The sequence below is a fragment of the Streptomyces sp. NRRL WC-3605 genome, assembly GCF_001509795.1.
GTDB classification, from domain to species: domain Bacteria; phylum Actinomycetota; class Actinomycetes; order Streptomycetales; family Streptomycetaceae; genus Streptomyces; species Streptomyces viridochromogenes.
In genome coordinates this window covers 274838-296098 of the sequence record NZ_LLZN01000001.1, presented here as the reverse complement: position 1 = coordinate 296098, position 21261 = coordinate 274838, and the positions used below count along the sequence as shown (strand labels likewise).

Below are 21261 nucleotides of genomic sequence, written 5' to 3'. Positions count from 1 at the left end.
CGGGTATCGCCGTCAGACTCGGCGGCATGACAGCGAACTGGTCCGCCTTCGTCACCGCCGAACCCGACTTCGCCCGGCTCGTCGAGGAGCGCTTCGGCACGTTCACGCACCACGTCCTGGCCACCCTGCGCCGGGACGGCTCCCCGCGCACCTCCGGCCTGGAGATCCGCTTCCTGGACGGCGAGCTGTGGCTCGGCATGATGCCGGACTCGCTCAAGGCCCTCGATCTGCGCCGGGACCCGCGCTTCGCGCTCCAGGCGAACCCCGGGGAGGGGCAGACGATGGGCGGGGGCGACGTACGGATCGCGGGGCGCGCGGTCGAGGTGGAGGACCCGGCGCGCAAGGCCGCGTACGCGGAAGAGGTGGAACCGCCGGAGCCGTTCCACCTCTTCCGTACCGAGCTGACGGAGGTCGTGCGGACCTACGTGGAGGACGAGAAGTACCTCGTCGTCCGGATCTGGAAGCCCGGTCAGCCGGTGCGCACGATCAAGCGCACCTGAGGCCCGGGATCACTCCCACTCGATGGTGCCCGGCGGCTTCGAGGTCACGTCGAGGACGACGCGGTTGACGTCCTTGACCTCGTTGGTGATGCGCGTGGAGATCTTCGCGAGGACGTCGTACGGCAGCCGCGACCAGTCGGCGGTCATGGCGTCCTCGGAGGACACCGGGCGCAGCACGATCGGGTGGCCGTAGGTGCGGCCGTCGCCCTGGACGCCGACGCTGCGGACGTCCGCGAGCAGGACCACGGGGCACTGCCAGATCTCCCGGTCGAGGCCGGCCGCGGTCAGCTCCTCGCGGGCGATGGCGTCGGCCTCGCGCAGCAGGTCCAGGCGCTCCTTGGTGACCTCGCCGACGATGCGGATGCCGAGGCCCGGGCCAGGGAAGGGCTGGCGATGGACGATCTCGTCCGGCAGGCCGAGCTCCTGGCCGACCATGCGGACCTCGTCCTTGAACAGCTGGCGCAGCGGCTCGACCAGCTCGAACTCGATGTCGTCCGGGAGCCCGCCCACGTTGTGGTGCGACTTGATGTTGGCGGTGCCTGTGCCGCCACCGGACTCGACGATGTCCGGGTAGAGCGTGCCCTGCACGAGGAACGCGACCTCGGGGCCGTCCTCCTGCATGATCTCCAGCTGCGCCTGCTCGAAGACCCGGATGAACTCACGGCCGATGATCTTGCGCTTCTCCTCGGGGTCCGAGACCCCGGCGAGCGCCTTCAGGAACCGCTCCTCGGCGTCCACGACCTTCAGCTGCACGCCGGTCGCGGCGACGAAGTCCTTCTCGACCTGCTCGGTCTCGCCCTTGCGCATCAGGCCGTGGTCGACGTAGACGCAGGTCAGCTGGGAGCCGACGGCCTTCTGGACCAGCGCCGCCGCCACGGCGGAGTCGACGCCGCCGGACAGGCCGCAGATGGCGCGCTTGTCGCCGACCTGCTCGCGGATCGCGGCGACCTGCTCGTCGATGACGTTGCCGGTGGTCCAGTCGGGCTTCAGGCCGGCGCCCCGGTACAGGAAGTGCTCCAGCACCTGCTGGCCGTGCGTCGAGTGCATGACCTCGGGGTGGTACTGGACGCCGTAGAGCTTCTTCTCGTCGTTCTCGAAGGCGGCGACCGGGACGACACCGGTGGAGGCCGTCACCGCGAAGCCCTCGGGGGCGGCGGAGCAGGCGTCGCCGTGGGACATCCACACGTGCTGCTCGGCGGGGGTGCCCTCGAAGAGGGTGGAGGACGGCTTGGAGACGTGCAGGTCGGTACGGCCGTACTCGCGGGCGCCGGTGTTGTCCACCGTGCCGCCGAGGACCTGCGCCATCAGCTGGAAGCCGTAGCACATGCCGAAGACCGGCACACCGGCCTCGAACAGCTCACGGTCGAGGCGGGGGGCGCCCTCCTCGTACACGGACGAGGGGCCGCCGGAGAGGATGATCGCCGCCGGGTTCTTCGCGAGCATCTCGGCGACCGGCATGGTGCTCGGCACGATCTCGCTGTAGACCCGGGCCTCGCGGACACGACGGGCGATGAGCTGGGCGTACTGCGCGCCGAAGTCGACGACCAGGACGGTGTCGGGGGCGGCGGCTGGGTTCGCTGATGACACGGGTTGCCTTCCGGCGGTGAGCGAGGTGTGTGTGGGGCCGAGTCTACCGGGCGTCGCGCGACCGCCCCGGGGCCGAAGCCCGTCTCACCATGCGAACCGGCTTGGACACCCTCGGCGAGCGCGGCATACTGGCGGCATGCTCACGCACCCGACCTTCCTGTTTACCTATGGCACCCGGCCCGCCGGCTGCCATGGTCGTGCTGCTTGAGCAACTGACAAGCGACTTCCCAGGCGCCCCGGGCCGACAAGGCCCGGGGCGCCTGCCGTTTCCGGGTCCTGTCGATCCGGGGCACCTCCCATCGACGAGGAGCCCCCGATGACCGCCACGCACGTGACCCCCGCCGAGGCGACCGGCGCCCGCACCCCCGAGGCCGCGGACGTGATCACCGGTGCCCGTGAACGCATCGACGCCCTGGACGACCGGATCATCGGGCTGATCCAGGAACGCATGGCCGTGTCGGCCGTCATCCAGGAGGCCCGGATCACCTCCGGCGGCCGGCGGGTGAACCTGTCCCGCGAGATGGAGGTCCTCGGCCACTACAGCGAGGCGCTGGGCCGGCCGGGGACGGCCCTCGCGATGACGCTGCTCGAACTGTGTCGCGGTCGCATCTGAGTTCGGCCCCCCTCTCACCCGGTCGGAGCGTGACGCCGCCCGGACCGCTTCGTTGGTACCGGTGTCCGTGCCAGCCAGGGGCGGGCCCGAATGAACCACGCGTGGCTCGCCGGAGCGTTGTGGTGTGCGGATCGCCGTACGCCGTGGGACCTCGCTCCGGGTAAGTGACCGGACGGCAGGGGACAGCAGCCCGGTCACCCAAGAGAAACGGTCGGCTCCGGGGACGCCCGGGGCCGGCCGGCGGAAACACCGACGGAGTACGGGGCGGCCCCCAGCGGTTGCCGCGCCCCCGCCCGTCCCGCACGATGCGAGAGACCCTTTCGGCGGCGCACTCCCCCGGCGCCGCTCCCCCAGGCACCGGCGCGCCCTGACGCTGGTGCTGACCACAGAAGGGCCCCGCGGCCCCGCACCGCGGGGCCCTTCTCATGCCCGCGGCCGCCCGCGGCCCGCCGGGGCGTCAGGTGCGGCTGACGACCCGGCACTCGTCGCGGCGGTCCTCGGGGATGCCCTTGCTGCGGTCGTACGGGTCGGTCGTCGGGCCGGTGGGGGCTGCGCCGGCGGGCGGCGCCGAGTCGAACTGCGGGTGCAGATAGCCGTCGTAGGAGTCGCAGGCCGAGTTGCCGATCTCCTGGTCGAAGCGCACGACGATGATCTTCCCCGGGGTGACCTGGTACCGGGTGGGATCGGAGACCCGGACGTCGAGGACGCGCCGGACGATGGTGCGGGCCACCTCGTCCGAGCCCTCGCGGACCAGCGGGTAGACGAAGGTGTAGTCGGCGTGCACGACGAGGGAGGCGTTCTCGCCCTTCTCGAACGTCATGCGCCCGCGCGTCTTCACGACGTCCCCGGCGAGCCGCACCTCGGCGGGGTCGAAGCGGCTGAACATCCAGAGCGGGTCGTGCTTCTTGTCCGGCTTGCGCAGCGCGGTGGTCAGCAGGTCGACCAGTTCCCTCTGGCGCGGCTCGATGACGTCGAGCGCGGTCTCGGGGCGCTCGCCGCGCAGGGTGGCCGGGTCGAGGTTGGCGTCGACGAGGAGCCTGCGGGTCTGGCGCAGGGCCTGCTCCACCTGGGCCTTCGACAGGTTGCCGACCGGGGTGGCCGCCGGCGTGGTGATGCCGGCCTCGCCGTCCGCCCAGCGCGCGGCGGGCGATCCGGCGAACGGCCGGGCCGGGGTCGGGGTGTCCGGGTCGGCCTCGGCGGGCGCGGCCGTCGGCGCGGCGGTCTCGACGGGCAGCGGCGAGGGGGCGGCGTCCTGCACCGGAGAGGCGGCGCTGCCGAAGGGGTCGCCGGGGATCAGGGAGGGCCGTACGGCCACGACGGCCACGGCGACGGCGAGCGGCACCCCGAGGAACGCCCACAGCCGGCGGCGCCGGGCGGTGGTCCCGTGCATCTCCTGCCAGGCGGGGCCCGTGCGCCAGCCGGGAGGCAGTTCACCGCGGGCGTCCTGCCGGCGCAGCCGCTCGGTGACCATCCGGGCGCGCGCGGACGGCTCCTTCGGGGCGGAGGCGCGGTCGCGTCCGGCGTCCTGGACGAACTTCTGCCACTCCTCGTCCGAGATGGAGGGCGTGGAGGGCTGTGCCTCGTCGCCGGATGCGGAGGGGGTCCCGTCGGACGGTCTGCCGGCCATGGCTGTGTGAACGCTTTCTCTCGAACTCCGGTACGGGCGCTGAGAGTACGGCAGGGGGACGGCCCGTGATCCAGGACATGTGACCCAGGCCACATAAATATTCTGTCAGGTCCGGCACAACCATTCCCGGCCCTCGATGATCAAAGTCTGCGAACCAAGGGCCACACCCGCGCCCCACACGCGGAGGCCTCCCGATACCCGTGCCGCGCCCGGCGGCACAACGGACTTTCGAGGTCTTCATGAAGCTTCGCCGTGCCCTGGCCGCCGCAGCGACGACGGCGGTCATAGCACCGATCGCCCTGCTGTCCGCGCCGGCCGCGTTCGCCACGGACGAGACCACCGCCCCGGCCACCACGGAGACCACGCCGGCCGCCGGCGACACGACGCCTCCGGCCGACACCGAGACGACGACGCCCGCGGACGACGAGACGACCGCGCCGGCCGACGACGAGACGACCACCGCTCCCGCGGACGACGAGACCACGGCTCCCACCGACGAGGAGACCGAGCCCGGCGACGAGGAGACGACGCCGGCGCCCGACGACGAGACGACGGCTCCGACCGACGAGGAGACCACCCCGGGCGAGGACGAGGAGCTCCCGTACTGCGAGGAGGTCGACGAGGACTTCACCGAGGAGGCCCTCGCGGTCGAGGTCAGCGCCCTGCCCGGCAAGATCGTGGCCGGCAGCGGCTGGCACTCCTTCAACCTGAAGGTCACCAACACCTCCGACGTCACGCTCAAGGACGTCGCGTTCTACGCCGAGGTCGAGAGCACCAAGTACTGGGACAACCTCGAGCCGACCCTGAGCCCGTACGTCGACCTGCAGTTCCGCAACCCGTCGACGAACTCCTGGGAGAGCATCGAGGGCGCGGGCGGCTTGGCCGGTGGCTACTTCTGGGGCACCGAGACGATGAAGCCGAACGACTACAACAAGATCGACCTGCGGGTGAACATCCACAAGGGTGCCCCCGCCGGTGAGTCCTACCACTTCGGCACCGGTGCCTACATCGACAACATCAACGGCGAGGACTGCATCGCCGAGGGCTTCGGCGACGGCTGGTTCTTCGACGTCCTGCCCGCCGGCAGCTCGAACGAGGACCCGGGCGAGGCCGAGCCGGGCGCCGAGAAGCCCCCGGCCGCCACGCCGGAGAAGCCGCAGGGCGGCGTCAGCGAGCAGCCCGTCACCGGCAGCCTCGCCGAGACCGGGTCCAGCTCTCAGCTGCCCGTCATCGGCACGGTCGGCGGTGTCGCGATCCTCGCCGGTGCCGGCGTGATGTTCGCGATGAAGCGTCGTCGGAGCGGTGCCGAGGCCTGAGCCTCGACCACCTGACGCACCACACGGAAGGACCTGCGCTCGGAGGGGGGCGCAGGTCCTTCGGTGTCTGCGGCGGGCGCGCTACTTCTTCGGGGGCACCGCCGGCATCCCCAGGAACGGCAGCTTCAGGGCGCCGAACGCCTCCGCCGGCACCACCGGCGCCTGCGGCTCGACGGGCTTCAGCCGCTCGTACGCCGCTCCCTGCGCCGGACGCGGGTCGGCCTCGCCCTTGTTGGGCCAGAAGGACATGGCCCGCTCGGCCTGCGCGGTGATCGTCAGCGACGGGTTGACGCCCAGGTTGGCGGAGACCGCCGCGCCGTCGACGACCGAGATCCCGGGGTGCCCGTACAGCCGGTGGTAGGGGTCGATCACACCGGTCTCCGGGGAGTCCCCGATCGGGCAGCCGCCCAGGAAGTGCGCGGTCAGCGGAGTGCCCATCAGCTCGCCGACGTTGGAGCCGGGGAAGCCGTTGATGTCGGCGGCGAGGACGGAGGCGGCCTCGGAAGCGGCCTTGATCTGCTTGGGGTTGGGCGCGCCGTGGCCCTGCCGCGCGGTCAGCAGCCCCTTGCCGACGCCGTCCGGCTTCAGATGCGTCGTCAGCGAGTTGTCCAGCGACTGCATCACGAGCCCGATGATGGTCCGCTCCGACCAGCGGCGGTTGGACAGCGAGCGCAGCACAAGCAGCGGGTGCCGGGCCGCGTTGGCCAGCCAGGCGCCGACACGGGACCCGCCCTCGGCGTAGGGGACCTGGAGGATGGACAGGCCGCCCATCGAGTTGGAGCCCTTGCCGTAGCGGACCGGTTCGATGTGGGTGTTCTCGTCCGGGTGGATGGACGAGGTGATGGCGACACCGCGCGTGAAGTCGACCTTCGGGGCGCCCGTCAGCTTCCGGTAGCGCCGGCTGTCGGTCTGCGCGCCCACCAGCGCCTCGGAGTTGGTGCGGGTCAGCTCGCCCAGCCGGGAGGAGAGGTGGGGCAGCTGGCCGCCGGCCTTCATGCGGTGCAGAAGCGTCTGGGTGCCGTACGTGCCGGCCGCGATGACCACGCGGCGGGCCTTGAACAGCCGCCCCTCGTCCTTCCCGCGCCGGTCGGTCGGCTGGGTGGCGATCGCGTAGCCGCCCTGGGAGTCGTCGGTGACCGAGACGACCGTGGTCAGCGGGTGCACGACCGCGCCCGCCTTCTCGGCCAGGTACAGGTAGTTCTCGTTGAGGGTGTTCTTCGCGCCGTGCCGGCAGCCCGTCATGCACTCGCCGCACTCCGTGCAGGCCCGGCGGGACGGGCCCTCGCCGCCGAAGTACGGGTCGGGCACCTCCTCGCCGGGACCGGCCTTCGCCGTGCCCTCGGCGTCCTTGCCGTCGCCGAAGAACACGCCGACCGGCGCCATGTGGAAGGTGTCGCCGACGCCCATCTTCTCGGCGGCAGCCTTCAGGTGCACGTCGGACGGGGTCATCGTCGGGTTCAGCCGGACCCCGAGCATGCGCTGGGCCTGGTCGTAGTACGGCTTCAGCTCCTGCTCCCAGTCCGTGATGTCACGCCACTGGGGGTCCTCGAAGAACGGCTTCGGCGGGACGTACAGCGTGTTGGCGTAGTTGAGGGAGCCGCCGCCGACACCCGCGCCCGCCAGCACCATGACGTTGCCGAGCAGATGGATGCGCTGGATGCCGTACATGCCGAGCTTCGGGGCCCAGAGGTAGTTCTTCAGGTCCCAGGAGTTCTTCGGCAGGGTCTGACGGGTCCAGCGGCGGCCGGCCTCGAGGACGCCGACGCGGTAGCCCTTCTCGGTCAGGCGCAGCGCCGTGACCGAGCCGCCGAACCCCGACCCGACGACGATGACGTCGTAGTCGTACCCGGAACCGTCGTCCTGCGCGGGGGCAGAGTTCTCCTGTGACACGTGCTCTCCTCGTCGAAAGCGGTGGTGCGGCGGCCTCGGACAGCGGGGCCCGGGACACGGCCTGGCGGAACGGCCTAGCGGAAACGGAACGCCTTCATCACCCGCAGGCTCCGGCTCATGAACTGCGCGTACGTCTCGTCGTCCATGCCCATCGAGGGCGCCATCGGCAGCAGCCGCTGGTGGGCGACCGTCTGGGCCTCGGTGTACTTGAGGATGCCCTCGGAGCCGTGACGGCGGCCGAGGCCGGAGTCCTTCATGCCGCCCATCGGCGACTGGACGCTGCCGTAGGCGGGGGCGTAGCCCTCGTTGACGTTCACGGTGCCGGTGCGCAGCCGTGCCGCGACCGCCCGGCCCCGGCGGCCGTCCTTCGTCCACACCGAGGCGTTGAGCCCGTACGGCGTGGAGTTGGCGCGCTCGATCGCCTCGTCGTCGTTGGAGAAGCGGTAGAGGGAGACGACCGGGCCGAACGTCTCCTCGGTGCAGACGGCCATGGGGGCCTCGACGCCGTCGAGGATGGTCGGCTCGAAGAAGTACGGGCCGATGTCGGGGCGGGCCACACCGCCGGCGACGACCTTCGCGCCCTTGGCGACGGCCTCCTCCACATGCCGGGTGACCGTCTCCAGCTGGCGCTCGCCGACCAGGGAGCCCATGTCGGCGCCGTAGGCGAGGGACCTGCCGAGCCGCATCGCCTTGGTGCGGGCCGCGAAGCGCTCCAGGAAGGCGTCGGCGACCGACTCGTGGACGTACAGCCGCTCGATGGAGATGCAGAGCTGGCCGGCGGAGGAGAAGCAGGCGCGGACGGCGCCCGCGGCGGCCTTCTCGATGTCGGCGTCGTCCAGGACCAGCATGGCGTTCTTGCCGCCGAGTTCGAGCGAGACGCCGACCAGGCGGGCGGCGGCGCTCTGCGCGACCTCGCGGCCGGTGCGGGTGGAGCCGGTGAAGGAGACGTAGTCGGCGTGCCTGACGACCTCCGGGCCGACGACGGGGCCCTCGCCGAGCACGACCTGGAAGACGTCGGCGGGCAGACCGGCCTCGATCAGCAGGTCCCGCGCCCACAGCGCGGTCAGGCAGGTCTCCGTGTCCGGCTTCATGACGACCGCGTTGCCCGCCACGAACGCGGGGAGCGCGTCGCCGACGGACAGCTCCAGCGGGTAGTTCCAGGGGGCGATCTGACCCACGACCCCGCGCGGGTGGCGCAGTTCGGTGACGCGGGTGAGCGTGGGGATGGCGCCCGTGTGCCGCTTGGGCCTGAGGTAGGCGGGGGCCTTGCGGCCGTAGTGGCGGGCCGCGACGGCGACGGCCTGCACCTCCTCGTGCGCGTGCAGCCGGGCCTTGCCGGTCTCCAGCTGGATCAGGTCCAGCACCTCCGCCTGCCGTTCCAGCACCAGGTCGTGGAAGCGCAGCAGCACGTCGGCGCGCCGGCGCACCGGGACCTGCTCCCAGACGGCCTGTGCCGCGCGGGCCGCCTCGAACGCCTCACGGACGTCCTCGGGCGTCGACTCGGGCAGGTCGGCCAGCTTCTCGCCGGTGAACGGCGTGTGGTTGGCGGTACGGCCGGACCCGGCCACGCCCTTGGTGAGCTGGGCGACCAGCTCGGGCGTGACCACGTCCGCCGCGGTACGGGCGCCCTCGGGGGCGGGGGCGAGGGGGTTCGTGCCGGTCTGGGCCGGGGCCTGCGCGTCCGTCATGAGGCGCAGGGTATGCCGCGCCGGGGCCTTTGTGTACCCGTCGGTAACGGGGATTCACCGACTGCTCACACACTGCCAGTGGACACTGGCAACAAACGCGCTGATCAGGGCGTTGCCGTGGACGCGCCGGGGCGCCCGGTCTCGAGTCGGTCACGGGCCCCGGCGGTCAGAGCTTGTCGATCTCCAGCCGGTCGATCGCGGTCTGCGCCACCTCGCGTCCACGCTCCTCGAAGTCGCCCGCGCCGGGGTAGCCGACGGCCAGCTTGTACATGTCTCCGGCGGAGGTCCGGTAGTAGAAGACACGCAGTCGGCGCGGCCGGGGGTTCTGGCTGTCGGTGGTGGTGTAGGTGACCGTGTTCTCGGCGGACTTCCTGCCCTGGTACGTGGTCTCCCTGGGCTCCGTCTTCGGGTTCTGCGGCATGCCGACCTGGTAGTCGCCGCTCTGCCGGTAGTCGCTGTCGTCGTCGTACATCTCGGCGGCGGCGGACCCCTTGATCTCGTTACCGGTGTCCTCGGCCTTCTTCTCCAGCTCCAGGCTGATCCAGACGGCACCGCTGGGGTCGGTGTACGTGACCCAGTGGTCGTCGTCCGTCTTCTCGGGCACGGTCCGCTTGTACTCGTCCGGCACCAGCAGCGTCGCGCCGAGGGCCTTCTCCTCGTGCGTCTTCCAGCCCTTCGGCAGCGACCCGGCGAAGGGGTCGGCGATCACCAGGTACGCCGTCACCGCGGCCGCGACCGCCGCCGCCGCGATCCCGAGCAGCGTCTTCGGCCCGAGCACGATCCCCCGCCGCACGCTCTCGGGGAGCCGTGCGGGCTGGGTGAGGGCCGGCTCCGGCGGGTTGGCCGCGCGTTCCAGCAGGTCGCGGGTCCGCGCGGCGTTCGGGCGGCGCGAAGGGTCCTTCTGGAGCAGGCCGTTGATGGCCTCGGCGAGCGGGCCGCGGGCGGCGGCGGGCGCCGCGGGCTCGGCGTTGAGGACGGACTGGAGCGTCGCCGGGGTGTTGCTGCGGCGGAACGGCGAGACGCCCTCCGTCGCCGCGTACAGGACGACCCCGAGGGACCACAGGTCGCTGGCCGGTCCCGGACGCTGGCCGAGCACCCGCTCGGGCGCGATGTACTCCGGCGAGCCGACGAAGCCGCCGGTGTCGGTCAGATTGGTCTCGCCCTCGATCTGGGCGATCCCGAAGTCGGTGAGCACGACCCGGTCGTGGCGCCCGAGCATGACGTTGTCCGGCTTGACGTCCCGGTGCAGGATGCCCGCCGCGTGCGCGGCCTCCAGGGCGCCCAGCACCTCCAGGCCGATCCGCGCCGCGTCCCGGGCGCCGAGGGTGCCCTCCTGCAACGCGTCGCCGAGCGAGCGGCCCTGCACCAGCTCCATGACGATCCAGGGCCGGCCGTCCACGACGGCGACGTCGTGCACGTTCACGACGGCCGGGTGGTCGAGCCGGGCGGCGGCACGGGCCTCGCGGCGCATCCGCTCGTAGGCGTTGGCGCGTTCCCGCTCGGGAAGGTGGTCCGGGACGCGGGGTTCCTTCACGGCGACCTCGCGGTCCACCGTCTCGTCCTTGGCGCGCCAGACGGTGCCCATGCCGCCGTGCCCGAGCTTGGCGAGCAGCCGGTAGCGGCCCGCGATCAGCCGGCCGGCGCCGGGCTCCGGCGGGGACGCGGCGGGCGGGGCGGAGGGAGCCGGCGCGACGGGCGGGGCGGAGGGTGCCGGCGCGGCGGGCCGGCCGGTCTGCGTGGTGGGGGCGGGCTGCTGCGGCACGGGTGCGGCGGGCGCCGCGTACGGGTTGTCCGGGTGCGGCACATGGGCGAGCGGCACCGGCTGCGGAGGTTGCAGTTCAAAACTCGTCGGCTCGTCGGGCCGTTCTGGGAATCCCCCGTTGTTGCTCATGGATCCATCCATATCGCGCCGGGCGGCCGGGGAGCCAGGGGCGGTGTCCACGGTCACAGAGCCGTGACGCGGGTCGCTCCTTATCTCCGGTTCGTGCCGGAAGGCGGCGCGTCACCGGACGGGAGTGCGTCACCCGACGGGGGCGCGTCACCGGACCGGAGTGCGCCACCGGACGGCGGCGCGTCGCCCGACGGGGACGCGGGTGAGAGCGAGGCGCCGGACGCGGTGGGACCAGCGGTCGGCGGGACCGTACCGGCCGTCTCGACGGGCGGGCTCGCCGAGCTGGTCGGCACGTCGTGTCCGCCTCCGCCCCCGTCGGCCAGCAGCACCGCCGCCGACGCCCCGGCCACCGCCGCCACGGCGGCCAGCACCACGGCCGCCGCCACCTTGTGGGTCGTCCACGGCCGCTCCACCCGCCTGCTGAACCGTTTCGGCACGAGGTCCTCGCCGGTCACCAGGAACTCCCGCAGCATCCGCTCCGCCTCCGCCGCGTCCAGCCGGTCGGCGGGGTCCCGCTCCAGCAGGCCCTGGACGACGGGCAGGATCGGCGTGGCCTGCGCGGGCGGCCGTACGTCGTCGGAGACCACGGCCAGCACGGTGCCGCTGAGCGAGTCCCGCCGGAACGGCGACTCACCGCTCAGCAGCGCGCACAGCAGCGCCCCCACCGACCACAGGTCGGAGGCGGGACCGGTCCGCGCCCCCGACATCCGCTCGGGCGCGGTGTACTCGGGCGACCCCACGAACGACCCCGACTCGGTGAGCGTGCCGGTGCCGGGCACCCGGGCGATGCCGAAGTCGGTGAGGACGACCCGCTCGGTGCCGCTCTCCACCAGCACGTTGGCCGGGGTGATGTCCCGGTGCACCACACCGGCGGCGTGCGCGGCGCGCAGCGCGTCCAGCAGGTCGGCGCCGACCCGGGCGGTCTCACGGGCGTCCAGCGGGCCCTGCGCGGCGAGCCGGTCGGCGAGCGACTCGCCGTCGATCAGCTCCATGACGATGTACGGCCGTTCGTGCTCCTCGATCACGTCGTGCACGACGATCACGTGCGGGTGCCGCAGTTGCGCCACCGCCTGGGCCTCGCGCAGCCACAGCGCGCGCTGCCGCCGTGCCTCGGACGCGGTGAGCGTCTCGTCGACCGGGATCTCCTTCACGGCGACCCGTCGCCCGAGCAACTGGTCGGTCGCCTGCCAGACGACGCCCATGCCGCCCCGCCCGACCTTCGCCTCGAGACGGTAACGCCCCGCGATCACACGGAAGTTGGCCCCCTCGGTCCCCATGCGACTCATCATGCCCCACCGGACGCCCGGGCTCCGGGCACCGATCGGCCAACTGTGCACAGCAGCAAAGCACGTCAAAAGCCGCCGACCGCGCGGGGCTCCCTGCGCGGGTCAGCCCGTGCGCCAGCCCCGCAGCACCGCCGAGAACTGCGCGCGCGCCTCGGCCCAGTCCTTCTGCGGCGCGGACATGTAGATCGCGTACTCGGTGCCGTCCCGGTCGATGTACCCCTGGTCGATGGCGCGGCGCGGCCCGGGGAAGGGCGTGTCCTTGGGCTGCGCGTCCCAGGTGTACTCCCACTGGGAGCCCGCGCGGTCGCGGTACTGGTTCTCCTTGAGCGACAGGAACTCGTAGCCGATCAGCCGCTCCTTGACCTGCTCCTCCAGGTCGACGAAATGGTCGTGGGCGGTCGCGAAGTCGGGCGAGACGTCGACGGAGATCCGGACGAAGTGCTCCCCGCCGTCCGGCGAGTAGTCGACCTGCTGAAGCCCGTCGACCTCTTCGCCGACCACCTTCCGCTTCCAGCCCTCGGGCAGGTACAGGCTGAAGCCCAGGGGGTCGTCGACGCGCCTCCAGGAGGACGGCACACCGCCCACGTCCGCGTCCGGCTCCTCGGTGGCCGATTCCTTCGGGGCGGGCGAGGTCGGAGGCGTGGACGAGACGGACGAACTGCCCCCGCCGGGGCCCCACTTCTGCAGGACCACGGCCGTCCCGCCGCCGATGACGGCGGCGAGGGCGACGACCAGGGCGACCGAGCGCAGCCGGCGCCGCCGGGGCGCGGGGGCGGGCGGGACAGCCCCGACGGGCTGCCCCACGGGCGGGCCGAACGCCGTCGGGCCGGTCGTCGGCGGGTACGGCGTGGCGCTGTGGACGCCGGCCTGGTCGGGGGCGGGGCGCGCCTCCGGCTCGTACCGGTTCAGCTGGGTGGGCACATAGGCCTGGGCCCCGCTGGGCCTTCGGCCCTCCGCCGCCTCGGCCAGCAGCTGCTCCGCCTCGGCGGCGTCGGGCCGGGTGACCGGATCCTTGCGCAGCAGGGCGGTGATCACGGGGCCCAGGGCCCCGGCGTGCTGCGGCTCCCCCGCGTCCTCCTCGACGACCGCCTGCATCGTGCTCAGCGGAGAGGTGCGGCGGAAGGGCGAGCGGCCCTCGACCGCCGTGAAGAGCGTGGCGCCGAGCGCCCACAGGTCGGCCTCCGGGCCCGGGTCGTGTCCCCGGATGCGCTCGGGGGCCAGATAGTCGACGGAGCCGACGACCTCTCCGGTGCGGGTGATCGTCGTGTCGCCCTCGATCTGCGCGATGCCGAAGTCGGTGAGCAGGACCCGGCCGTCCTCGGCGAGCAGGACGTTGCCGGGCTTGATGTCGCGGTGCAGGACGCCGGCGGTGTGCGCGGCACGCAGCGCCCGCAGCACCCACAGCCCGACCCGCGCCGCCTCGGCGGGCTCGACGCGCCCCTCCTCCTTGACCGCGTCGGCCAGCGAGCGCCCCTCGATCAGCTCCATCACGATCCACGGGCGCCCGTCGTGCTCCAGGACGTCGTGCACGGTCACCACGGCGGAGTGGTTGATGCGCGCGGCGGCCCGCGCCTCGGCCCGCGTCCGGGCCAGGAGGCGCTCCTGGTCGCTCTCGGAGACGTAGAGCGCGGCGGTGAGTTCCTTGATCGCCACGGCCCGGTGGAGCACTTCATCGTGCGCACGCCAGACGCGGCCCATACCGCCGCTGCCGATGGCCTCGGTGAGCCGGTAACGGCCCGAGACGAGCTGGCCCTGCATCTTATTCACGTTGCCCCGCAATGTTCTTGACAGGGTCAGGTTAGGGACCGGGGCATGCGACCGGAACCGCGGGGGTGCCAAGGAGACCGCACTGTGACAGTTCTCGCCTTCCGTTCGTCGAAGCAACCCCAACGCCGTTGTCACACACGGTTTTCGGGCCGCCTCAGCTGGTGATGCGGTAGGTCGCCGACGCCTGCTCGAACAGGCGCGTGACCTCGTCCCGCTCGGCCTCCGGCCCGCGCACCTGGACCACGTGGTACCGCCCGTCGGAGAGGATCGCCAGATTCCGCACGAACAGCTCGCGTCCCTGGCCGTCGGTCCAGGTGAACTGCCCCTCGGCCATCTTGCGTTCGCCGACCTGAATGGTCTTCAGCCCGCCCGAGGAGGCCCAGCTGGAGTCCCGGTACGGCTGCAACTCCTTCTCGTGCTCGCGCTGGTAGACCATCGGGTCACCGCCGTACTGCTGCGCGGTGTCCCGGCCGGGCACGACGATCAGGTCGAAGCCGCCGTGCGCGTAGACGGCCTGGCCGCGGCCGCTGCCGCCGCTGCGGCTCCAGCCGTTGGCGACGGCGACCTCGAAACCGGCCGGGTCCTTGCGGACGGTGAAGCCGTCGGGGAGGTCGGGCCCGGTGGTCTGCGTCTCCTCGGACCCGGCCGAGTCCGAGGAGCCGCCGCCGGGGGACGGTGAGGTCTGCTCGGGGCGCGGCTCGCTGCTCGACTCGGCGGACCGCTCGGGCGGCGCCTGGCCCGCGGCGGGGGTGCGCCCGGCGTCGGCGCCGGTGCCGGTGTCCCGGTCGTCCTTGGGCATGAACAGCATGGCGTACGCGACCGCCGCTGCCATGCCGAGCAGGACGAGGAGCAGCAGGGTGCGGCCGAGCCGGCGCGGTGAACGCATCTCCTGCCGGGCCCGCTTGTGCCGGCCCTGGTGGGCGGGGAGCCGGGCGGCCCGCCGTCGGCGCACCAGCTCGCCGCGCCGCCGCACGATGGGCAGGCGGTTCGGGTCGACAGGCGGGGCGGCGACGACGTGCGCGCCGGCCTCCGGCTCGGGCGCCGACCGCACGAGGGAGCGCAGCCAGCCGCGCAGCTCCTCGAAGTCGGGCCGTTCGGTGGGGTCCTGACGCAGCAGCGACTCCACGACGGGCCGCAGCGGGCCGCACTCCTCGGCGAACGCGGGCGGCTCGGCGCACACCATCTGCACCAGCTCGGCCGTCGACTCCTCCGGGTACGGGGCGTGTCCCTGCACGGCCCGGAAGAGCAGCGCGCCGAGCGCCCACAGGTCGGTCGCGGGCCCGATCGGCGCGGCCAGCTGCCAGTTCTCGTGCACGGGTCCGGCCTGCTCCGGCGCCCAGCGCTCGGTGACGGGCCCGACGACGGCCATCCGGGCCTGCCGGGCCCGCTCGGCGGCGAGTGCCGTGCTGGGCCCCTTGCGGGCGGCGGAACCGGACACCAGTTCGTTCCAACGGGTCCCGGTACGCGCCGGGGGCGCGGCGGCCGGGCCGTTCGCGGCGGACGCGCTGTCGTCCCGGGGAAGGAAGCCCGGCTGGGCGCTCGCGGGCGGGAGCGCGGCACGGCCGCCGCCGGCGCCGGTGGTGGCGTCGGTGGAGGTGTCGGTGGGGGCGCGCCCGGTGCCGGGGCGGGGAACGGCGCCCTGCCAGGACGCGGCCCGCACCCCGTACGGGTCGGCGATCTGCCCCGGCGGTGTGCCGCCTCCGCCGGACAGGTACGGCTGGGGCGTCCGGCCCTCCGGGGCGCTGCGGGCACCGGGCAGGGCGGCGCGTTCGCTCTGCTGCGCCTCCTGCACCCGGGCCGCGGCTCGGGCGCCCGCCCGGTAGGCGGCGATCGCTCCGGCCCGTGCGGCCCGGATGTCGGCGCCGGTCTCCAGGGCGCCGCCCGGCGCCGGGCCGGGGCCGTCGGCGCCGGGGACCGGCCGGGTCCCGCTCGTGCGCGCCTCTATGGCGGCCCGCCGGGCGGCCTCGGGGTCGGTGTCCGGGCGGGGGACGGAGCCGGTGGGGCCGGTGCCCGGCGGTCCGTCACCCGCGGCGGGTGCCGGGCCCGGATCGTCACCGTCCTCGGCGGGCACGGGGTCGTAGCCGCACAGCGCCTCCTCGGCGGCGCCGACCGCGAGCCCGGTGAGCATCACCCGGCCGTCGTCGCAGACCATGACCGTACGGGCGGTGATGTTGCGGTGCACCCAGCCGTGGGCGTGCAGGACGCGCAGCGCCATGAGGACGTCGGCGGCCACCTCGGCCGCCCGGTACGGCGACAGCGGCTGCTCGGCGAGCAGCGCGGCGAGCGGCCGGGCCGCCACCAGCTCGCTCACTATCCACAGCGAACCGCCCTCGGCGAACACGTCGAAGACCTGGTCCAGACGGGGGTGGTCGGGGATGCGGGCCGCGGCCTGGGCGGCGTCGACCGCCCGGCGCACGGCGGGGTCGGCGGGCCGGCGGCCGGTGTCGCGGGCCCGCGCGTCACGGGCGGTGAAACCGTCGGGCAGCCCTTCGGCGTCGAGCACCTCGGCCTCGACGACCTCGGGCAACGGCACCTGCCGGACCAGGACTTCCTGCCCGCTGTAGGTGTCGAAGGCGCGGCTCTCGGTGAGTTCGTAGGTGTCGGAGGGCGGCCGCGGCAGGCGGTAGCGGCCGGCGAGCACCCGGCCCGCGTAGTCGTCCACGTTGCCTCCCCCGGCCGCCCGGTCGGTCAATTCCGTTCGTCTCGTGTCGCGTTCCGGACGTCTGAATGGATGCGTACGGTCCGCGAGCTTTCACGATACGTGCCGGAGGCAACTCGCAAAGAGAGGTTGCCGTATCTCACGGGGCAATCCCCCGCGGGCTCCCCCCGGAGGGGAAGCCCCCGCTTCACGCCTTCGGCTCGAACGTGCCCGTGAGCGCCTTCCATGTGCCCTTGCGCAGAGCGCTGTCCCAGTCCGCGGCCTTCGCGGTGTACATCAGGGCGTACCCGGAATGGTCGTTCACGACGAAACCGCGGTCGATCGTGCGGTACTTGGTGCCGCCCTCGACGTAGGTGAACTCCCAGTCCGCGGTGTTCCAGCCCCGGTAGTCCACCTGCTCTATGCGGATCTTCTTGTACTGGGAGCGCACCATGTAGCGCTCCTGGCTCTTCCAGTCCGCCACCGGGTCGCCCTTGGGCGTCGACGTCCAGGCCACGAGCAGCTTCTGCCCCTTCGGCCCGGTGAACCGGTCGCCGGCCGAGCCGGTGGACTGGAACTTCCAGCCCTTCGGCAGCCCGATCGAGTACCCCTGGCCGCCCTTGTGGGTGGACTCCACCTCGGCGCCGCCGGAACCCTGACCGTCACCGTCGCCGTCCCCGCCGCCACCGCCGGCGGTCGCGCTCGACCCGGCGCTCGGCTCGGTCCCGCCGCCCTTGCCGGAGCCCGGCGTGGACGTGGAGCCGTCCCCGCCCTTCGTGCCCTCGTCGTCGTCGCGCTTGGTGTCGGGGGTCCCCTTCGAGGTCGCCGACGGGCCGGCCCCGCCGTTCCCCGACGCCTCGGAGCCGCCGTCGTCGCCCAGCGTCAGCGCCAGCACCACGCCGAGGACGGCGACCAGGACGACGACCGCGATGACCAGCAGCGTCCGCTTCGGTACGACGTCGGTCAGCGGGGCGCGCGGGACGGGCCGCGCGGGCAGGTCCGGCGGCGTCATCACGGGCCAGCCGGAGCTCGGTCCCGAACCGGCGTCACCGACCGTCCTGGCGTCCTTCTCGGCGGCGTTCGCGCCGGGGGACGCGGAGGTGGCCGAAGACGTGGCCGCGGAGGTGGCCGCGGAGGTGTCGCCAGCCGCCGAGGGCGATCCGGTGGCCGCGTCGGCCCCGGCCTCCCCCTCACCGGACGCGGTGCGCGCCGCACCGGCCGCTCCGGCCCCCACCGCGGCCTTGCGCACCGAGCGCAGCGCTCCGCGCAGCCGCTCCCCGGCCTCCTCGGCCTTCTTGCCCGCGGCACCGGCTCCCGAACGGCCCTTGCGCGAGGGCGCGTCGGACTGCGACGGCAGCGGTACGACCTTGGTCGCGTCCGGCGCGTCGGCTGCCGAGTCGGTCTGCGGGGCGTGGATGACGGCGTTGAGCATCCTCCGCGCACCGGCGTCGTCGAGCCGCTTCTCGGGGTCCTTGGTGAGCAGGCCGTAGATGACGTCCCGCAGCGGCCCGGCGTTCTTCGGCTCCTCCAGCGGCTCGGTCATCACGGCCGTGAGCGTCGCGATCGCGGAGCCCTTGTCGTACGGCGGCGCGCCCTCGACGGACGCGTACAGCAGACCGCCTAGGGACCACAGGTCGGCGGCGGGGCCGGGCTTGTGGCCGCGCGCCCGCTCCGGGGAGATGTACGAGGGGGCGCCGACGAGCATGCCGGTCGACGTGATGGACGGGTCGCCCTCGACCTGGGCGATCCCGAAGTCGGTGAGCACGACCCGGTCGGTGTCGGACTCCAGCAGCACGTTGGACGGCTTCACGTCACGGTGCAGGATGCCCTCGCGGTGCGCGGAGCGCAGGACGTCCAGCACGGCGAGGCCGACCTGGGCCGCCCGCTTCGGCTCCAGCAGGCCGTCCTCCCGGATGACCTCGGCGAGCGACTTGCCCTCGACGAGCTCCATGACGATCCAGGGCCGGTCGTCCTCGTCGACCACGTCGTACACCGTGACCGCGCTGTTGTTGCGGATCCGGGCGATCGCCTTGGCCTCGCGCAGGGTGCGGGTGATGAGCCGCCGCTTCTCCTCCTCGTCGATGTTCGACGGGAAGCGCAGCTCCTTGACGGCGACGGTCCGCCCGAGCGTCTCGTCGACGGCACGCCAGACCGTGCCCATGCCGCCCCTGCCGAGCACGCCTCCCAACCGGTACCGCCCCGCGAGGAGACGCTCGTGGTCGTCCTGACGAGTCTCCTGACGAGATGTGCCCGCCCGCTCCGCCTCCGACATGCGTCCCCTCATACAACCCGCCCTGACAGAGCCTCCATTGTCCCTCACCCGACAACCGCCCGGCGCCCAGGGTGCCCCTCGTGGCGCAACTTGTTCGAATCCACCCGGGCACCGGGGAGCCGAGGGCTCCGGACCGCCGCGCGGCGCGGGTCCGCCCCGTACGGCGGGGCGGCGCCGGCCGGGGTGGCCGGGCCGCCCAAGGGGCCGGGAGGCAGGGGGACTTCGGGTCGGCGGACGCCTCCCCCGCGACGCTCGGCGGCCGCCTCTCCCTCCCCTACCGCGGCACGATGTCCGGCGCTCCCAGGCGGGCCGCGTCGGCGGTCAGGTCGTCGGGCTGGCGCTGGGACTCGCGTTCGGCCTCCACACGCTTCTGGTAGTGCTCCACCTCGCGCTCGATCTGCTCCTTGTCCCAGCCCAGCACCGGCGCCATCAACTCGGCGGCCTCGCGGGCGCACCGGGTGCCCCGGTCGAAGGTCTCGATGGAGATGCGGGTGCGCCGGGTGAGGACGTCGTCCAGATGACGGGCGCCCTCGTGGGAGGCGGCGTAGACGATCTCGGCGCGCAGGTAGTCGTCGGCGGACTGGAGCGGTTCGCCGAGGGTCGGATCGGCGGCGATGAGCTCCAGGATCTCCTCGGTCAGCGACCCGAACCGGTTCAACAGGTGCTCCACGCGCACCACATGAAGGCCCGTCCGCTCCGCGATGCGCGCACGCGCGTTCCACAGGGCGCGGTAGCCCTCGGCGCCCACCAGCGGGATGTCCTCCGTCACGCATTCGGCGACCCGCATGTCGAGGCCGTGCACCGCCGCGTCCACGGCGTCCTTGGCCATCACGCGGTAGGTCGTGTACTTGCCGCCGGCCACGACGACGAGGCCCGGGACGGGGTGGGCGACGGTGTGCTCGCGCGACAGCTTGCTGGTGGCGTCGGACTCACCGGCGAGCAGCGGCCTCAGCCCCGCGTACACGCCTTCGACGTCGTCCCTGGTCAGGGGGATCGCCAGCACCGCGTTCACATGGTCGAGCACATAGTCGATGTCGGCGCTGGACGCCGCCGGGTGGGCCTTGTCGAGGTCCCAGTCGGTGTCGGTGGTGCCGACGATCCAGTGCCGCCCCCAGGGGATGACGAACAGCACGGACTTCTCGGTGCGCAGGATCAGGCCGGTCGTGGAGTGGATGCGGTCCTTGGGCACGACGAGGTGGACACCCTTGGACGCGCGGACGTGGAACTGGCCGCGCTCACCGACCATCGACTGGGTGTCGTCCGTCCAGACCCCGGTGGCGTTGACGACCTGCTTGGCGCGGATCTCGTACTCGCCGCCGCCCTCGGCGTCCTGCACACGGGCCCCGACGACGCGCTCGCCCTCCCGCAGGAAGGAGGTGACCCGCGCGCGGTTGGCGATCTTCGCGCCGTAGGCCGCCGCGGTGCGCACCAGGGTGGCCACGTAGCGGGCGTCGTCCATCTGGGCGTCGTAGTACTGGAGGGCGCCGACCAGCGCGTCCTTCTTCAGGGCGGGGGCCACGCGCAGGGCGTGACGGCGGGTCAGGTGCCGGTGCAGGGGCAGGCCCCGGCCGTGGCCCCGGGCCATCGACATCACGTCGTAGAGGGCGACGCCCGAGCCGGCGTACAGGCGCTCCCAGCCCTTGTGCTGCAGCGGGTACAGGAACGGCACCGGCTTCACCAGGTGCGGTGCCAGCCGCTCCAGGAGCAGCCCGCGCTCCTTCAGGGCCTCCCGGACGAGCGCGAAGTCGAGCATCTCCAGATAGCGCAGCCCGCCGTGGATGAGCTTGCTGGACCGGCTGGAGGTGCCGGACGCCCAGTCGCGGGCCTCGACCAGTCCTGTGGACAGGCCGCGGGTCACCGCGTCGAGTGCCGTGCCCGCGCCGACCACTCCGGCGCCCACGACCAGCAGGTCCAGCTCGCGCTCGGCCATGGCCGCCAGTGACGCGGCCCGCTCCTCCGGCCCCAGTGTCGCTGTCCTCACCGCTGCCTCCCGATGATCGGTCGCGTAAGCCGCACCCGTCGGGCGAAGCCCGTCTCGTATCCCCCTGCTCAGAATTCTGACCGGGTTGCCCGAGTTCAGCCACCACGTACCCCCAGCCTGTGGACAACACTCCCGGAAACGCGATCATTCAATGCGGCAAATCGGTCATATTTACTCCTAGTCTGACATTGCGCTCCCTCGTTCT

Annotated in this window: 13 protein-coding genes; 3 read left to right on the top strand and 10 right to left on the bottom strand. The window is 73.1% G+C overall.

All coding sequences use genetic code 11. The features are described from left to right. Window positions 1-26: 26 nt before the first annotated feature. The gene (locus ADL34_RS01475) at window positions 27-500 is read left to right on the top strand and encodes a pyridoxamine 5'-phosphate oxidase family protein (RefSeq protein ID WP_062664397.1); all 474 of its coding nucleotides are present in this window, start codon (window positions 27-29) and stop codon (window positions 498-500) included. A 9-nt stretch (window positions 501-509) separates the two neighbouring features. Here ADL34_RS01475 and guaA read toward each other — a convergent pair whose 3' ends face one another. After that, window positions 510-2087, bottom strand: coding sequence for a glutamine-hydrolyzing GMP synthase (gene guaA, locus ADL34_RS01470; protein ID WP_062663943.1), 1578 nt, complete (start codon window positions 2085-2087; stop codon window positions 510-512). Window positions 2088-2403: 316 nt separating this feature from the next. Here guaA and ADL34_RS01465 point away from each other — a divergent pair, with 316 nt between their 5' ends. Then, window positions 2404-2700 (top strand): chorismate mutase, encoded by a 297-nt coding sequence (locus ADL34_RS01465; RefSeq protein WP_179199341.1) that lies wholly within the window; start codon window positions 2404-2406, stop codon window positions 2698-2700. A gap of 457 nt (window positions 2701-3157) precedes the next feature. On the opposite strand, the gene ADL34_RS01460 is transcribed toward ADL34_RS01465, so the two are convergent. Continuing rightward, the gene (locus ADL34_RS01460) at window positions 3158-4327 is read right to left on the bottom strand and encodes a hypothetical protein (RefSeq protein WP_062663944.1); all 1170 of its coding nucleotides are present in this window, start codon (window positions 4325-4327) and stop codon (window positions 3158-3160) included. A 239-nt stretch (window positions 4328-4566) separates the two neighbouring features. On the opposite strand from ADL34_RS01460, the gene ADL34_RS01455 reads away from it, so the two are divergent. After that, window positions 4567-5643: an LPXTG cell wall anchor domain-containing protein gene (locus ADL34_RS01455; RefSeq protein ID WP_062663946.1), complete on the top strand. Its 1077-nt coding sequence runs from the start codon at window positions 4567-4569 to the stop codon at window positions 5641-5643. Window positions 5644-5724: 81 nt separating this feature from the next. Here the strand turns inward: ADL34_RS01455 and ADL34_RS01450 are convergent, their stop codons facing one another. The 8 genes from ADL34_RS01450 to ADL34_RS01415 all read right to left on the bottom strand — a co-directional run bounded on the left by ADL34_RS01450 (window position 5725) and on the right by ADL34_RS01415 (window position 21056). Further along, window positions 5725-7533 (bottom strand): GMC oxidoreductase, encoded by a 1809-nt coding sequence (locus ADL34_RS01450; protein ID WP_062663948.1) that lies wholly within the window; start codon window positions 7531-7533, stop codon window positions 5725-5727. A 74-nt stretch (window positions 7534-7607) separates the two neighbouring features. Further along, complete coding sequence (locus tag ADL34_RS01445) at window positions 7608-9221, bottom strand: succinic semialdehyde dehydrogenase (RefSeq protein ID WP_062663950.1); 1614 nt, start codon at window positions 9219-9221, stop codon at window positions 7608-7610. Between the two features lie 166 nt (window positions 9222-9387). Continuing rightward, window positions 9388-11112, bottom strand: coding sequence for a serine/threonine-protein kinase (locus tag ADL34_RS01440; RefSeq protein ID WP_079033963.1), 1725 nt, complete (start codon window positions 11110-11112; stop codon window positions 9388-9390). Window positions 11113-11192: 80 nt separating this feature from the next. Continuing rightward, complete coding sequence (locus ADL34_RS01435) at window positions 11193-12389, bottom strand: serine/threonine-protein kinase (RefSeq protein WP_079033964.1); 1197 nt, start codon at window positions 12387-12389, stop codon at window positions 11193-11195. A gap of 111 nt (window positions 12390-12500) precedes the next feature. After that, the gene (locus ADL34_RS01430) at window positions 12501-14156 is read right to left on the bottom strand and encodes a serine/threonine-protein kinase (protein ID WP_062663953.1); all 1656 of its coding nucleotides are present in this window, start codon (window positions 14154-14156) and stop codon (window positions 12501-12503) included. Window positions 14157-14319: 163 nt separating this feature from the next. Next, the gene (locus ADL34_RS01425) at window positions 14320-16827 is read right to left on the bottom strand and encodes a protein kinase (protein WP_062664402.1); all 2508 of its coding nucleotides are present in this window, start codon (window positions 16825-16827) and stop codon (window positions 14320-14322) included. A gap of 184 nt (window positions 16828-17011) precedes the next feature. After that, a complete protein-coding gene (locus ADL34_RS01420; protein ID WP_062663955.1) occupies window positions 17012-19075 on the bottom strand; it encodes a serine/threonine-protein kinase in 2064 nt (687 codons plus the stop codon). Between the two features lie 274 nt (window positions 19076-19349). After that, window positions 19350-21056 (bottom strand): glycerol-3-phosphate dehydrogenase/oxidase, encoded by a 1707-nt coding sequence (locus ADL34_RS01415; protein ID WP_062663957.1) that lies wholly within the window; start codon window positions 21054-21056, stop codon window positions 19350-19352. Window positions 21057-21261: the final 205 nt, after the last annotated feature.

What these genes read in the sequence shown, in the direction of transcription:
- ADL34_RS01445 (WP_062663950.1), bottom strand. Translation starts at nt 9,221, where the DNA reads ATGACGGACGCGCAGGCCCCGGCCCAGACCGGCACGAACCCCCTCGCC.
- ADL34_RS01465 (WP_179199341.1), top strand. Translation starts at nt 2,404, where the DNA reads ATGACCGCCACGCACGTGACCCCCGCCGAGGCGACCGGCGCCCGCACC.
- ADL34_RS01435 (WP_079033964.1), bottom strand. Translation starts at nt 12,389, where the DNA reads ATGGGGACCGAGGGGGCCAACTTCCGTGTGATCGCGGGGCGTTACCGT.
- ADL34_RS01420 (WP_062663955.1), bottom strand. Translation starts at nt 19,075, where the DNA reads ATGTCGGAGGCGGAGCGGGCGGGCACATCTCGTCAGGAGACTCGTCAG.
- ADL34_RS01460 (WP_062663944.1), bottom strand. Translation starts at nt 4,327, where the DNA reads ATGGCCGGCAGACCGTCCGACGGGACCCCCTCCGCATCCGGCGACGAG.
- ADL34_RS01475 (WP_062664397.1), top strand. Translation starts at nt 27, where the DNA reads ATGACAGCGAACTGGTCCGCCTTCGTCACCGCCGAACCCGACTTCGCC.
- ADL34_RS01455 (WP_062663946.1), top strand. Translation starts at nt 4,567, where the DNA reads ATGAAGCTTCGCCGTGCCCTGGCCGCCGCAGCGACGACGGCGGTCATA.
- ADL34_RS01440 (WP_079033963.1), bottom strand. Translation starts at nt 11,112, where the DNA reads ATGAGCAACAACGGGGGATTCCCAGAACGGCCCGACGAGCCGACGAGT.
- ADL34_RS01430 (WP_062663953.1), bottom strand. Translation starts at nt 14,156, where the DNA reads ATGCAGGGCCAGCTCGTCTCGGGCCGTTACCGGCTCACCGAGGCCATC.